This is a genomic window from Murinocardiopsis flavida (genome assembly GCF_003014485.1).
GTDB classification, from domain to species: domain Bacteria; phylum Actinomycetota; class Actinomycetes; order Streptosporangiales; family Streptosporangiaceae; genus Murinocardiopsis; species Murinocardiopsis flavida.
Genome location: NZ_PYGA01000003.1, coordinates 374,666 through 387,848, shown reverse-complemented (window position 1 = coordinate 387,848; position 13,183 = coordinate 374,666). Strand labels below are relative to the sequence as shown.

13 protein-coding genes are annotated in these 13,183 nt (G+C 73.6%); 6 read left to right on the top strand and 7 right to left on the bottom strand.

The features are described from left to right. Positions 1-124 precede the first annotated feature (124 nt). The 4 genes from CLV63_RS06960 (at position 125) to CLV63_RS06945 (ending at position 5,888) form a co-directional block, all read left to right on the top strand. Entirely contained in the window at positions 125-2,731 is a 2,607-nt protein-coding gene (locus CLV63_RS06960; RefSeq protein ID WP_106582043.1) for a helicase-associated domain-containing protein, read from the top strand. A 146-nt stretch (positions 2,732-2,877) separates the two neighbouring features. After that, positions 2,878-3,360: a hypothetical protein gene (locus CLV63_RS06955; RefSeq protein WP_106582042.1), complete on the top strand. Its 483-nt coding sequence runs from the start codon at positions 2,878-2,880 to the stop codon at positions 3,358-3,360. A gap of 340 nt (positions 3,361-3,700) precedes the next feature. Next, a complete protein-coding gene (locus CLV63_RS06950; RefSeq protein ID WP_106582041.1) occupies positions 3,701-4,138 on the top strand; it encodes a hypothetical protein in 438 nt (145 codons plus the stop codon). Positions 4,139-4,241: 103 nt separating this feature from the next. Further along, positions 4,242-5,888 (top strand): DNA repair helicase XPB, encoded by a 1,647-nt coding sequence (locus CLV63_RS06945; protein ID WP_106582040.1) that lies wholly within the window; start codon positions 4,242-4,244, stop codon positions 5,886-5,888. Between the two features lie 34 nt (positions 5,889-5,922). Here CLV63_RS06945 and CLV63_RS06940 read toward each other — a convergent pair whose 3' ends face one another. After that, a complete protein-coding gene (locus tag CLV63_RS06940) occupies positions 5,923-6,159 on the bottom strand; it encodes a hypothetical protein (RefSeq protein ID WP_106582117.1) in 237 nt (78 codons plus the stop codon). A gap of 211 nt (positions 6,160-6,370) precedes the next feature. On the opposite strand from CLV63_RS06940, the gene CLV63_RS06935 reads away from it, so the two are divergent. Beyond that, positions 6,371-7,351 carry a R2-like ligand-binding oxidase gene (locus tag CLV63_RS06935; RefSeq protein ID WP_106582039.1) on the top strand — a complete coding sequence of 327 codons (981 nt, stop codon included), beginning with the start codon at positions 6,371-6,373 and terminating at the stop codon, positions 7,349-7,351. Here CLV63_RS06935 and CLV63_RS06930 read toward each other — a convergent pair whose 3' ends face one another. The 3 genes from CLV63_RS06930 to CLV63_RS06920 all read right to left on the bottom strand — a co-directional run bounded on the left by CLV63_RS06930 (position 7,352) and on the right by CLV63_RS06920 (position 9,328). Further along, the gene (locus CLV63_RS06930) at positions 7,352-7,942 is read right to left on the bottom strand and encodes an LURP-one-related/scramblase family protein (RefSeq protein ID WP_106582038.1); all 591 of its coding nucleotides are present in this window, start codon (positions 7,940-7,942) and stop codon (positions 7,352-7,354) included. A gap of 105 nt (positions 7,943-8,047) precedes the next feature. Continuing rightward, the gene (locus CLV63_RS06925) at positions 8,048-8,509 is read right to left on the bottom strand and encodes an SgcJ/EcaC family oxidoreductase (RefSeq protein ID WP_106582037.1); all 462 of its coding nucleotides are present in this window, start codon (positions 8,507-8,509) and stop codon (positions 8,048-8,050) included. 204 nt (positions 8,510-8,713) lie between these two features. Continuing rightward, positions 8,714-9,328 (bottom strand): PadR family transcriptional regulator, encoded by a 615-nt coding sequence (locus tag CLV63_RS06920; RefSeq protein ID WP_106582036.1) that lies wholly within the window; start codon positions 9,326-9,328, stop codon positions 8,714-8,716. Positions 9,329-9,541: 213 nt separating this feature from the next. On the opposite strand from CLV63_RS06920, the gene CLV63_RS06915 reads away from it, so the two are divergent. After that, positions 9,542-9,970 carry an NUDIX hydrolase gene (locus CLV63_RS06915; protein ID WP_106582035.1) on the top strand — a complete coding sequence of 143 codons (429 nt, stop codon included), beginning with the start codon at positions 9,542-9,544 and terminating at the stop codon, positions 9,968-9,970. 36 nt (positions 9,971-10,006) lie between these two features. On the opposite strand, the gene CLV63_RS06910 is transcribed toward CLV63_RS06915, so the two are convergent. The 3 genes from CLV63_RS06910 to CLV63_RS06900 form a co-directional block, all read right to left on the bottom strand. Then, on the bottom strand, positions 10,007-10,771 hold the full coding sequence (locus CLV63_RS06910) for a maleylpyruvate isomerase family mycothiol-dependent enzyme (protein ID WP_106582034.1): 765 nt from the start codon (positions 10,769-10,771) through the stop codon (positions 10,007-10,009). Positions 10,772-10,933: 162 nt separating this feature from the next. After that, a complete protein-coding gene (gene groL / locus CLV63_RS06905; protein WP_106582033.1) occupies positions 10,934-12,562 on the bottom strand; it encodes a chaperonin GroEL in 1,629 nt (542 codons plus the stop codon). A 316-nt stretch (positions 12,563-12,878) separates the two neighbouring features. Then, complete coding sequence (locus CLV63_RS06900) at positions 12,879-13,157, bottom strand: ubiquitin-like small modifier protein 1 (RefSeq protein WP_106582032.1); 279 nt, start codon at positions 13,155-13,157, stop codon at positions 12,879-12,881. Positions 13,158-13,183 lie beyond the last annotated feature (26 nt).

Sequence of the window (13,183 nt, the reverse complement as noted above, 5' to 3'; positions counted from 1 at the left end):
CGCGCCAGCCCCGGGCCGAGGCGACCGCGCCCCCAAGCCGCCGCGACGCCCGACCGCAGCCCCTGGGCTGCGGCGACGTCCGACCGCGGCCCCTGGGCCGTGCGATGGCATAGCGTTGACACCGATGAGTGAGAACGAGCGACGGGGAGGCGGGCGGCCGCACACCTTCACCGCGTGGCTGCGCGACCGGCCCGACAGCGGGCTCGACGCGCTGTTCGCCGCGCGGCCCGACCTCATCACCCCGGTCCCCGCCGACATCGGAGCGCTGGCGGCGCGCGCGGTGGCGAAACCTGCGGTGCTGCGCGTCCTCGACCGCCTCGACCGCTTCGGGCTGCATGTCCTCGAAGCGCTGGTGGCGCTGGGCGACGACCGGCTGAGCGGCCCTTGGCGCGCCGGCGGCGACACCGGCACCGATCCGGACGCGCTCCCCGACCTGCTGGAGGCGCCGGCCGAGGCCGTCCGCGACACCGTCGGGCACCTGCTCGCGACCGCGCTGGTGTGGTCGGACGGCGGGCGGGTGCGGCCGGTCGCGGTGCTGCGCACCATCCTCACCACCCCGCTGGGCCTCGGCCCGCCGTTGGCGGCGCTGCTCGACGAGCTGCCCGCCGAGGGCGTCGAACGGGTCACCGCCGCGCTCGGGCTCCCCGGCGGGTACGGGGCGGGCGGCCCCGCCGAGCGGGCCGCCGATGCGCTGGCACGCCCCGACCGGCTCGAACCGCTGATCGCGGCGGCCGGAGCGGACGCCCGCGGCGTGCTGGAGCGGCTCGCCTGGGGGCCGCCGCACGGCAGCGTCAACGGAGCGGCGCGGCAGGTCGACGTCGCGTCGGCCGTGTCGCCCATCGACCGGCTGCTCGCGCGCGGCCTGCTGATCGCGACCGGCCCCGATACCGTGACCCTCCCCCGCGAGGTCGCCCTGCACCTGCGCCGCGGCCGCCTCGCCCGGCGCTCCGCCGCGCACGCCGACAGCGCAACCAACAGCACACCCGACAGCGCACCCGGCGCCGCCGCCGGGCCGGGGACGGCCGTGGCCGCCGCACCCGGGCCGCCCCCGCTGACCGGCCCGCAGCACACGCCGCGACTCGCCCTGCGCGCGGCGGCCGGCCAGGCGTTCACCGCCGTGCGCTCCGTCGAGGAGCTGCTGGAGCTGTGGGGCGCCGACCCGCCCGCTGTGCTGCGCAACGGCGGCCTCGGCGTGCGGGAGCTGCGCATCGCCGCGCGGGCGCTCGACTCCGACGAGGCGACCACCGCTGTCCTCGCCGAGACCGCCTACGCCGCCGGGCTGCTCGCGGCGGACGGTGACGTCGACGGCGAGTGGCTGCCGAGCACCGGCTACGACCTGTGGCGGGCGGCGGAGCCCGCCGCGCGCTGGGCCGCGTTGGCAGCGGCGTGGCTGCGCGGGAGCCGGGTGCCGAGCCTGAGCGGGTCCAAGGACGCGCGCGGCCGCACCCGCAACGTCCTGGGCGAAGGGCTGGAGCGCCGGTCGGCGCGCGAGGTGCGCGTGGACGTCCTCGACGCGCTCGCGGCGGCCCCGGAGGGCTGCGCGCCCACCGCGGAGTCCGTGGCCGAGCGCCTCGCCTGGCTGCGTCCGCGGCGCCAGGGCCCCGCCTACACGGAGCTGGTCGCCGCCGCGACGAACGAGGCCGCGGTGCTGGGGCTCACGGGGCGCGGCGCGCTCTCCCCGCACGGCAGGGCGCTGCTGGCCGAGCTGCGCGAGGGTGGCACGCTCGCGGAGGCGTCGGCCGCCGAGGCGTCGCTCGCTCCGGAGCTGCCCGAGCAGCTCGACCATTTCCTCGTCCAAGGCGATCTCACCGCCGTCGCGCCCGGCCCCCTGGTGCCCGCTCTCGCGCGGGAGCTCGCGCTGGCCGCCGACGTCGAGTCCACCGGCGGGGCGACCGTGTACCGGTTCAGCGACGCCTCGGTGCGGCGGGCGCTGGACTCGGGGCGGGGCGCCGCCGAGCTCACCGAACTGCTGGAGCGGCACTCCACGACCCCGCTGCCGCAGCCGCTGCGCTACCTCATCTCCGACGTGGCGCGCAGGCACGGGCGGCTGCGCGTGGGGACCGCGTCGAGCTACCTGCGCTGCGACGACCCCTCGGTGCTCGCCGAGTTGGCGGGCGACCGCAGGACGGCCGACCTCGCCCTGGTCCGCCTGGCGCCGACCGTCCTCGCGAGCCGCACCGCCCGGCCGGTCCTCCTCGCGCGGCTGGCCGAGCTCGGCTACCCGGCGGTGCCCGAGTCGGTGGACGGGTCCGTCCAGCTGAGCCGCCCCGAGGTGCGGCGCAGCGACGCGGGCACCGTCGCGGCCGGCGCCGCCGAGCCGCCCCAGCCGGGGCCCGCCGAGCGCGCGGCGTCGGTGCGCGCGGTGCGGGCCGGCGACGAGGCGGCGAACGCGGAACGCCACCCGATCGACCCGCCGGGCAGCGACCCGCCCCGTTCGGCCGCGTCGCACACGCTCACGGTGCTCTCGGCCGCGGCGTCGCAGGGGCGCCGGGTGTGGATCGGCTACCAGGACGCCGACGGGCGCGCGAGCAGCCGCATCGTCGACCCGGCGCGGGTCGAGGGCGGCTTCCTCACCGCCTATGACGCCACCCGCGCGGCGGTGAGCCGCTTCGCCGTGCACCGCATCACGGGGGTCGCCGACATCGCGGCGGCCGAACCGGCAGAATCGGGGCAGCGGTCGGGCGCTGCGGGCTCCCGCACCGGCCCGGGGCCGACCCGCCAGGGCGTCTGACAGGACGCCTGCGGGCCGCCGTTTCGGTCATGGGCCCCGGTTCGGCGGGGTCTTGGGGCGGCCGACCGGGTATGACGGTGCGCGGACCCCGCTGCGGGCGGGGCCGGGCCGATCCAGGGATCCGCGGAGAGGGACAGCGAGCACCGATGAGCAACCAGTCGCTACCGCCCGGGGCGTCCTCCCCCCGGGACGACCGTCCCGGGGCGCAGCGCGGCCGCGCCCCCCGCTGGGCCGGGGAGGTTCCCGAGCGCACCGGCGACCGCGCGGAGCGGGCCGCGGCGCCGCGCGCGGGCGCGCGGGGGTCCGACGGCGGGGACACCGCGGAGGACCGCGCCGCCCCCAGCGGGGGCGGGTCGAGCAGTTCCACCATGGCGATGTTGCTGAACGCGATGAGCATGCTGTGCTGCGCCAATGTGATCTTCGGGATCCCCGGTATCGTGTTCGCGGTGCGCGCCGCGCACAAGCGCGACCGCGGCCGCATGGCCGAGGCCGAGACGCTGACCCGCTACTCCTGGTACTGCCTCGGCGCGGGGGCCGTCTTCTTCGTGACGACGCTGATCCTGTTCGGTGTGCTGCTCACCCAGGCGGGCTCCTGGATCCAGGGGGTCAGCCCGGTCGACCAGTGGTGACCGGCCGCGGTGCCGCCGCGGAACCCGCGCCGGCCGCACCGCGTCCAAGGAAACGGCCGCTCGCCCCCCGGAGCGGCCGGCAGGAGGATGCCCGTGGAACCTCACGACTACGGCCCGGCCGCCGGCTCCGGCCCGGCCCACCGCCCCTGGTGCCGCACCGGCCCCGTGCCGCGTTCGGCCGATCGGATTCGGCGCGCCGCCGGACGCTGCACGGCGGGGGCGCGCGCCGGTCACGTGTGCGGTCCGCTCCGCCGGTGCCGTGCGGAGGCGGCGGCGCCCGTACGGCGGCACCGCCCATGATGGACAGTGGTCCCGACATCGTCTTCGAGGAGCGCATCGCATGAGCAACCAATGGCCCGGCGACTACTGGGGCCAGCAACCGGGGCACGGCGGCTACGGCCCGCCGCCGCCCGGCGACCCGTGGACCGGGGGGCAGCCGTCCGGCCCGTACGGCTCCGCGCAGGGCCCCTACGGCGGGTACCCGCCGCCCGGGGGTGGCTACCCGCCGCCCGGTGGCGGCGGCTACCCGCAGTCGCCGCCGGCGAAGGGCAGTGCCATCGCCGCGCTGATCGTGGCGATCCTCACTGTCGTGCTGTGCTGCGCGACGAACATCATCGGGATCGTGTTCGCCGCCATCGCCATCGGCAACGACCGCTCCCCCGAGGAGATGGAGAAGTTCACGCGCTACGCGTGGATCGCCAACATCGTGCACGTCGTCCTCGTCGTCGTGGGCTTCGGCGGCATCATGCTCCTCGGGCTCTCGGGCAGCCTCGACTGATCCGCGCGGCGGCCCCGCGCATATCCTGTGAGCCGCCCCGCGCGCACCCCGTCCGGTGCGCGCCGCGCGGCCCGGGCCGCCGTTTCGAATGCGAGGTCACCGAGTGAGCTGCCTGATCGTGCAGTCCGACAAGACGCTGCTGCTGGAGGTCGACCACGACCTCGCTGTCGACTGCCGGCGCGCGATCGCACCGTTCGCCGAGCTCGAACGCGCCCCTGAGCACGTGCACACCTACCGGATCACGCCGCTGGCGCTGTGGAACGCGCGGGCCGCCGGGCACGACGCCGAGCAGGTGGTCGACGCCCTCCTGGAGTACTCCCGCTACCCCGTGCCCCACGCGCTCCTGGTCGACATCGCCGAGACCATGGACCGCTACGGCCGGCTGCGGCTCACCACCCACCCCGCGCACGGGCTGGTCCTCCAGGCGCTCGACCGCGCCGTGCTGGAGGAGGTGGTGCGCGCCAAGCGGGTCAAGCCCATGCTGGGCGAGCGCATCGGGACCGACACCGTCGCCGTGCATCCCAGCGAGCGCGGGAACCTCAAGCAGGCGCTGCTGAAGCTCGGCTGGCCGGCCGAGGACGTCGCGGGCTTCGTCGACGGCGAGGCGCACGACATCGACCTCACCGAGGACGGCTGGGAGCTGCGCGGCTACCAGCGCGAGGCCGCCGACGGCTTCCACGCGGGCGGCTCGGGGGTCGTGGTGCTGCCGTGCGGCGCCGGCAAGACCATCGTCGGGGCCGCCGTCATGGCGCGCACCAAGGCCACCACGCTCATCCTGGTCACCAACACCGTGTCGCTGCACCAGTGGCGCGACGAACTGCTGCGGCGCACCTCGCTCACCGAGGACGAGATCGGCGAGTACTCGGGGACCCGCAAGGAGATCCGGCCGGTCACCATCGCGACCTACCAGGTGCTGGCGTCCCGGAAGAAGGGCGTCTACACCCACCTCGAACTGTTCGAGGCCCGCGACTGGGGCCTCGTCGTCTACGACGAGGTGCACCTGCTGCCGGCCCCGATCTTCCGCATGACCGCCGACCTCCAGGCCCGGCGCCGGCTCGGGCTGACCGCCACCCTGGTGCGCGAGGACGGCCGCGAGGGCGACGTCTTCTCCCTCATCGGCCCCAAGCGCTTCGACTCCCCGTGGAAGGAGATGGAGAACCAGGGCTGGATCGCCCCGGCCGACTGCGTCGAGGTGCGGGTCACCCTCACCGAGCCGGAGCGGATCGCCTACGCCACCGCCGAACCGGAGGACCGGTACCGGTTCTGCGCGTCGACCCAGGGCAAGACCGACGTCGTCCGCGAGCTGGTCGCCCGGCACAATGGCGAGCCGACCCTGGTCATCGGCTCCTACATCGACCAGCTCGACGAGATCGGGGCGGCGCTCGACGCGCCCGTCCTCAAGGGCGAGACCCGGGTCAAGGAGCGCGAGCGGCTGTACGCGGCGTTCCGTTCGGGGGAGCTTCCGGTGCTGGTGGTCTCCAAGGTCGCGAACTTCTCCATCGACCTGCCCGAGGCCGGTGTGGCGGTGCAGGTGTCGGGCTCGTTCGGGTCGCGCCAGGAGGAGGCGCAGCGGCTGGGCCGGGTGCTGCGGCCCAAGTCCGACGGCCGCACCGCGCGGTTCTACGCCGTGGTCGCCCGCGACACCCTCGACCAGGACTACGCTGCGCACCGCCAGCGGTTCCTCGCGGAGCAGGGCTACTCCTACCGCATCGCCGACGCCGGGGACGTGCTCTCGGGCGAGGAGATCTGAACCGCCGGGTGCGGCCCTCGGACAGGCCCGCGGGTCAGAACGACGGCAGCGCGCCGAGGACGTAGGTGAACCCGGCGAGCGCCCACGCCACCATGGAGTACAGCAGGGCCTGGGTGCGCAGTTCGGGGCGGCCGCGCAGGCCGGGCGCCGCGAACGCGGCGACCAGCAGGATGAGGGCGAGCATCGCCGGGATGAGCGAGGCGACGGCGAAGAGGGTCATCTGCTGGGTGCACGCCGTGTAACCGGGGGTCAGTTCGTCACCACAGAACACGGCCACTCCAAGGCTCATGGCGGCTTCATCGGACGGCGGGGCGGTCCGGCCGGGACCGCGGAACTCCGCCGGTACCGACGTTACCGCCGCGCGGCGGCACCCGCGGCCCGGAACGCGGCGGCGGAGCGATTCCACCGCCCGCACCCTTTACACGGGACGCCTCGGTGTCAAATCATGGGGGATGCCGACCGGCCCCGTGGAGGGAAGCGCCATGCCCGAACCGTCAGCGCCCGCACGCACCGCCCCCTACCGCGATGGTTTCCATTCGCTGCGCCCCGGCGGGCTGAACTGGGACTCGTTCCCGTTGCGGCTGTTCGCGAAGGGCAACGCCAAGTTCTGGAACCCCGCCGACATCGACATGTCCGCCGACGCCGCCGACTGGGAGTCGCTCACGGCGGAGGCGCAGGACCGCATCCTGCGGCTGTGCGCCCAGTTCGTCGCGGGCGAGGAGGCGGTCACCGAGGACATCCAGCCGTTCCTGCGCGCGATGGCCGCCGAGGGGCGCATCGGCGACGAGATGTACCTGACCCAGTTCGCGTTCGAGGAGGCGAAGCACGTCCAGGTGTTCCGCATGTGGCTGGACGCCCTCGGGGTCACCGCCGACCTGCACGCCCACGTCCGCGACAACCCCGGCTACCGGGTGCTGTTCTACGAGGAGCTGCCGGCGGCGCTGAACGCGCTCGACGCCGACCCCAGCCCGTACAACCAGGTCCGCGCCTCCGTGACCTACAACCACATCATCGAGGGGTCGCTGGCGCTGACCGGCTACTACGCCTGGAACCACGTGTGCACGGCCCGCCGCATCTTCCCCGGCATGCGGCAGATCATCCGCCGGATCGGCGACGACGAGCGCCGCCACATGGCGTGGGGGACGTTCACCTGCCGCCGCCTGGTCGCCGCCGACGACTCGCTGTGGGACGTGATCACCCGGCGGTTCGAGGAGCTCGTGCCGCACGTCCTGGCGACGGTCGACCGCACCGGCGAACCGCTCATGACCGTGGAGGAGCGGCAGTACCAGATCCCCACCGACGAACTGCTGGCCTACGCCACCGACCGGGCCGGGCGGCGGCTCGGCGCCATCGAGACCGCGCGCGGCGCGCCGCTGGCGAAGATCGACGTGGACGCCGCACCGGAGGTCCTGGAGGAGCGGTTCGGCGCGGAGGACCGCGCCGCTATGGAGCGGCTGGGCTGATCAGCGCTGGCCCTCGGCCAGGACCAGGTCGACGGTGATCCCGGAGGCCACGACCAGGGTCTTCAGCGGCTCGGGGAGGTTGGGGTAGCGGGGCCACAGCACGTAGGTGTCGGCGGCGGTGAACAGCTCGCCGAGGTCGGCGACGTGCCGGTTGACCTTCGCGATGGGGTGCTCGTTGGCGTCGACGATCTCGAAGTCGAAGCCCCAGAAGTCGCCCTTGATCGTGCCCAGGTGCCGCTTGTAGGGGTCGAGCAGCCGGAACCCGGCCTTGAACAGCTTGAAGTCCTGGTCGATGTAGCCGATGGGCGGGCCGCCCGGCACCGAGATGACGGTCTGCGCGGTCCACATCGACCACTTCTTCTCGATGACGAGCCGCGGGCGCCCCCATGCGTCGTCGACCCGGACGGTGCGGGCGAAGCCGGTGGTGTTCTTCGCCATGAAGCGGAGCGCCTGCATCCCCGCGCCGAGGTCGGCCTCGTGGACGTGCGCGATCTGCCGGCCCTGCGTGTCGTAGCAGAAGTACTCGGACTTGTCGACGAAGTACCGTTTGGGCTGCTTGACGACGACCGGTGCGGTGTTGAAGAGATCCACGGTGCGCTTAGACGCGCGCGCGGGCGCCGGGGTTCCGTGCCGGGGCAGAAAATCTCGCCCCGGCACGGAACGGCGCTCAGTACTCGGACGGGTCGGGGGCGCCGGTCATCGGGGGCCGCCTTCCCCGGGGAACGGCGCGCGGCGGGTGTTCTGGAAGGCGGCGAGGCGCCACCCGGATTCGGTGCGCACGGCAACGAGGGAGACGCGGGAGTCGTGCCCGGGGTCGGGCTCGTCTCCCGCGGCCATGGCCATGCCGCCCGCGTGGACGATGTGCGCGACGTCGGGGGTGAGGACGCGGATGGCGGGTTCCTCGGCGGGGGTGCTGCCGCGCCCGATGCGGGTGCCCTTGAGCGGGCCGTCGAACAGCCAGCGGTGGGCCTCGGTGATCTCGGTGCGCCCGTTCTGCTGCATCCCGTTGAAGACGATGTAGGTGGCGTCCTCGGTGAACAGGGCGCCGTAGGAGTCGGCGTCGCCGGCGTTCCACGCGGCGTAGAGGCGGTCGACCAGGTCGGCGGCTGCCGCGCGGGCGGATTCGGTGGCGGTGGCGGCGGTGTTGTCGGCGTACATGGTGTCTCTCCTGCTTTCCTGGTGCGGAATCGGTGTCCGGTCCGCTGGAGCAGGCGCCTATCGTGGTGGCTGTGAGGCCCGTGGTCGGCGCCGCTGTGCGGATCGTTCGGTCTCGGGTGGCCCCCGCCGGGTGTTGGCGCACGCGGCGGGGGCTTTCTGTATGTGTGCCGGCTTCTGCGTGGGTGCCGGCTTCTGGATGGGTGCTCAGTCGCTCCTGGTCATCCCTCCCGGAATGTTCTTCGACAGCTCCGTCATGTCGTCGGGCCACGACAGCGCCCCGGAGTCGAGGTCGGCGATCAGGGTCCGGACCCACTCCAGCTCGGCTGCGCGCAGGGCGCGCAGGTACTCGTTCTCCAGCAGCAGCACGCGCGGCAGGCCGAGCGAGGTGCTGCTGATGTCGAGCGAGGCGACCTCGCTCTCCAGCGCGGCTGCGCGGTGGCCGAGGCAGAAGCGGGTCTCGCCGATCGGCAGGCAGCCGATGAACGACATGGCCGCGACGAACGGCCGCGGGTCGGTGTCGGGGCGCTGGAGCAGGTAGCGCAGCCGCGATGTCAGCTCGGCGCGCCCTTCGGCGGTGAGCCGGTACACGGTGCGCTCGGGCCGGCCGCCCTCGCGGACCGTCTCGACCGATTCGATGAACTCGTCGCGCTCCAGCCGGGTCACCGCGTGGTAGAGGCTCCGCGGCAGGCCGGTGACGAAGTCCTTGTGCGTTTCGAGGACGATCCGGTGCATCTCGTAGGGGTGGCGGGGGCCGGTGTGGAGCAGCGCGAGAACGGTCAACCCGGTGAGGTCGGTCACCCCGCGCCGTTTGCCCGCCATTGCGCCCTCACTCCTCCACTCCTCGGTTCCTCGGTAGATAGTGCGGATTTCATTACTGCAATCTGCACTATAGCGCGGTGCATGTTCGGGTGCCAGGGGTCCAGGGTGCCAGGGGTCTAGGGTGCCAGGGGTCTAGGGTGCCAGGGGTCGGAGCGCCAGGGTTCCGGGGCGGGCGGCCGACCCTGGGGCTCCCCGCCCCATAGGCTGGCGCGCATGCGAACGAGTACTCCCGGCCCGCCACCGGCCCCGGCGATCGACGCGATCGCCTGGGTCCACGTGCGCGACGGCAGCCTGCTCTGCGTCCGGACCCGCGGCGTCGACCTCTTCTACCTGCCCGGCGGCAAGCGCGAACCGGGCGAGAGCGACGAGAGCGCCGTCGCCCGCGAGGTGAGCGAGGAGGTCGGGGTGGCGCTGCGCGCCGGGACGATCCGGCCGTTCGCCGTCGTCGACGAGGCCGCGCACAACTATCCCGAGGGCACCAGGGTCCGGCTGTCGTGCTACACCGCCGACCACGAGGGCGACCCCGTTCCCGCCAACGAGATCGAGGAGATGGCGTGGCTCGGCAGCGCCGACCGCGACCGCTGCGCCCCAGCCGTCCAGCGGATCCTCGACGCCCTACACCTCCGCGGCGAGGTGCGCTGACCCCGCGCCGACCGCCCGCCGCGGTCGGCCGACCGGTCAGCCGAGAGGAGGCGGATCCGGCAGGGCCGTGCGGGCGTCGGGGAGCCGTTCGCCGCCGCGGTGCGCAACGAGGCCGTCGGCGTTCGACCGGCCCGACAGCCACGCCAGCAGCGCGGGGCCGGGGCCCGAGGCGGTCAGCCCTTCGGGGGCCGGCGCACCGATGCGGTACTCGGCGCCGGTGTCGGCGTCGCGCAGCAGCACCGGCCCGAACCGGCCGTCCTCCGTGAACCGCTCCGCCAAGCGGGTGAGCTGGGCGGCGACGAACCCGGGGGCCCAGTGCCCGGGGCCGTACCCGGCGTCGAGGTCCACGTGGTGGTACTCGACCTCGGACAGGCGCATCGCCGGGACGTCGGCCGCGGAGAAGCGGAAGCCGCGGCGGTGCAGGATCCGGTACTCCCAGGCCGCCGGTTCGAGCGCGCGGGCCGCCGCGGCGAGGCGGTCGGCCGAGGCCCGGAGGTCGGCGCACTGCTCCGCTGCGGGCCGCCCGGCACCGGCGTCGATGTCGGCGTCGCGGGCGTCGTCGGAGGCGTACATGGGGACGTCGGCGCCGGTGCGCGCCGCGGTGAGGCCGTTCAGCAGGGCGTCGGCGTTGCGGCACAGGTGGCTGAGCACGTGCCCGCGGCTCCACCCCGGCAGCAGCGACGGCTCGGCGACCTCGTCGGGGGTGAGCGATTCGGCCGTGCGCAGCAGCCGCGCGGTGGCGCGGTCGAGGGCGGCGAGGTCGGTCTCCGGCGAGTAGTGGTGCCCGGCTTCGGTGCTCATCGGTCTCCTTACGCGGCGCCCCGCCACCCGCTGGCGGAGAGCGGAGCCGACTCTACCGTCGCCGCCCCGGCGGGGGCGGCCCCGGGAACGCCGAACGGGCGGCCCCGCGAGGGGACCGCCCGTTCGTGGGCCGGTGACGCCGGGGCGCCGGTGGCAAAGGACTCAGAAGTCCATGCCGCCCATGCCGCCGCTCGGGTCGGCGGCCGGGGCCGACTTCTCGGGCTTCTCGGCGATGACGGCCTCGGTGGTCAGGAACAGACCGGCGATGGAGGCCGCGTTCAGCAGCGCGGAGCGGGTGACCTTGGTGGGGTCGATGACGCCGTCCTTGAACAGGTCGGTGTACTCGCCCGTGGCGGCGTTGAGGCCGACACCGGCGTCGAGGTTCTTCACCTTCTCCGCGACGACGCCGCCTTCGAGGCCGGCGTTGATCGCGATCTGCTTCAGCGGCTCCTCGATGGCGCGGCGCACGATCTGCGCACCGATGGCCTCGTCGCCCAGCAGCTCCAGCTTCTCGAAGGCGGGGACGCCGGCCTGGAGCAGCGCGACGCCGCCACCGGGCAGCATGCCCTCTTCGACGGCGGCCTTCGCGTTGCGGACGGCGTCCTCGATGCGGTGCTTGCGCTCCTTGAGCTCCACCTCGGTGGCCGCACCGGCCTTGATGACCGCGACACCGCCGGCCAGGCGCGCGAGGCGCTCCTGGAGCTTCTCGCGGTCGTAGTCGGAGTCGGTGCGGTCGATCTCGCTGCGGATCTCGTTGACGCGCCCCGCGATGGCGGTGGCGTCGCCCGAACCGTCGACGATGGTGGTCTCGTCCTTGGTCACGACGACCTTGCGGGCGCGGCCGAGCATGTCGAGCTCGGTGTTCTCCAGCTTGAGGCCGACCTCCTCGGAGATGACCTGGCCGCCGGTCAGCACGGCGATGTCGCCGAGCTGGGCCTTGCGGCGGTCGCCGAAGCCCGGGGCCTTGACGGCGACGGACTTGAAGGTGCCGCGGATCTTGTTGACGACGAGGGTCTGGAGCGCGCCGCCCTCGACGTCCTCGGCGATGACCATCAGCGGCCGGCCGGCCTGGAGGACCTTCTCGACAACGGGCAGGAACTCGTTGTTGTTGGAGATCTTGGAGTTGACGATGAGGATGTAGGGGTCCTCGAGGACCGTCTCCATGCGCTCGAGGTCGGTGGCGAAGTACATCGAGATGGCGCCCTTGTCGAAGCGCATGCCCTCGGCGAGCTCGAGCTCGAGGCCGAAGGTCTGGCCCTCCTCGACGGTGATGACGCCTTCCTTGCCGACCTTGTCCATGGCCTCGGCGATGATCTCGCCGATCTGGGCGTCGCCGGCGGAGATGGAGGCGGTGGAGGCGATCTGCTCCTTGGTCTCCACGTCCTTGGAGAGGTTCGCCAGCTCGTCGTTGATGCGCGCGACGGCGGCCTCGATGCCCTTCTTCAGGCCGACGGGGTTGGCGCCGGCCGCGACGTTGCGCAGGCCCTCGCGTACCATGGCCTGGGCGAGCACGGTCGCGGTGGTGGTTCCGTCACCGGCGACGTCGTCGGTCTTCTTGGCGACCTCCTTGACGAGCTCGGCCCCGATCTTCTCCCACGGGTCTTCGAGCTCGATCTCCTTGGCGATGGAGACACCATCGTTGGTGATGGTGGGCGCGCCCCACTTCTTCTCCAGGACGACGTTGCGGCCCTTGGGGCCGAGCGTCACCTTCACGGCGTCAGCGAGCTGGTTCATGCCGCGCTCAAGGCCGCGCCGGGCCTCTTCGTCGAACGCGATGAGTTTGGCTGCCATAGGGTTCTAGTCCTCCCGGGACCGGGCTGGTACGCGAAGGAACGAGCCGATGCCCGCGACGGACGGCCGCGTGGCTGCCGGCAACCCGTCTGCCGGAGACCGCGGCCTCATCGCTCGATCCTGGATTAGCACTCGTGATCTCAGAGTGCTAACGATCCCTTTTTTAGCACTCTCCCCAGGCGAGTGCAAATGGCCGGCCCCTGCGACGCGCCCCTGATCCGCTCCAGTTCAGCGCGCGGGTCGCGGAGAGACGCGGCCGCCCCGCCCCAGCGCACCGCACTGCGGTGCCGGCCGGGACGGGGCGGCCCCGCAGTGGTCAGCAGCCCCCGGCGACCGCGGGGATGATCGACACCTGCGCACCGTCGGGGATCGCGGTGTCGAGGCCGTCGGCGAACCGGACGTCCTCGTCGCCCACGTAGACGTTCACGAAGCGGCGGACCTTGCCGTTGTCGTCCAGGATCCGGGCCCGGATCCCCGGGTGGTTCGCCTCCAGGTCGGCCAGCACCTCCTTGAGGGTGACCCCTTCGGCGGCGACCTGGGCGGCGTCCTTGGTGTAGGTGCGCAGGATCGTCGGGACGCGGACGCTGATGCTCATGGGTGCTGCAACTCCTCGGGTGACGG

What these genes read in the sequence shown, in the direction of transcription:
- CLV63_RS06935 (WP_106582039.1), top strand. Translation starts at nt 6,371, where the DNA reads ATGCCCGAACCGTCAGCGCCCGCACGCACCGCCCCCTACCGCGATGGT.
- CLV63_RS06955 (WP_106582042.1), top strand. Translation starts at nt 2,878, where the DNA reads ATGAGCAACCAGTCGCTACCGCCCGGGGCGTCCTCCCCCCGGGACGAC.
- CLV63_RS06920 (WP_106582036.1), bottom strand. Translation starts at nt 9,328, where the DNA reads ATGGCGGGCAAACGGCGCGGGGTGACCGACCTCACCGGGTTGACCGTT.
- CLV63_RS06915 (WP_106582035.1), top strand. Translation starts at nt 9,542, where the DNA reads ATGCGAACGAGTACTCCCGGCCCGCCACCGGCCCCGGCGATCGACGCG.
- CLV63_RS06900 (WP_106582032.1), bottom strand. Translation starts at nt 13,157, where the DNA reads ATGAGCATCAGCGTCCGCGTCCCGACGATCCTGCGCACCTACACCAAG.
- CLV63_RS06950 (WP_106582041.1), top strand. Translation starts at nt 3,701, where the DNA reads ATGAGCAACCAATGGCCCGGCGACTACTGGGGCCAGCAACCGGGGCAC.
- CLV63_RS06960 (WP_106582043.1), top strand. Translation starts at nt 125, where the DNA reads ATGAGTGAGAACGAGCGACGGGGAGGCGGGCGGCCGCACACCTTCACC.
- CLV63_RS06910 (WP_106582034.1), bottom strand. Translation starts at nt 10,771, where the DNA reads ATGAGCACCGAAGCCGGGCACCACTACTCGCCGGAGACCGACCTCGCC.
- groL (WP_106582033.1), bottom strand. Translation starts at nt 12,562, where the DNA reads ATGGCAGCCAAACTCATCGCGTTCGACGAAGAGGCCCGGCGCGGCCTT.
- CLV63_RS06925 (WP_106582037.1), bottom strand. Translation starts at nt 8,509, where the DNA reads ATGTACGCCGACAACACCGCCGCCACCGCCACCGAATCCGCCCGCGCG.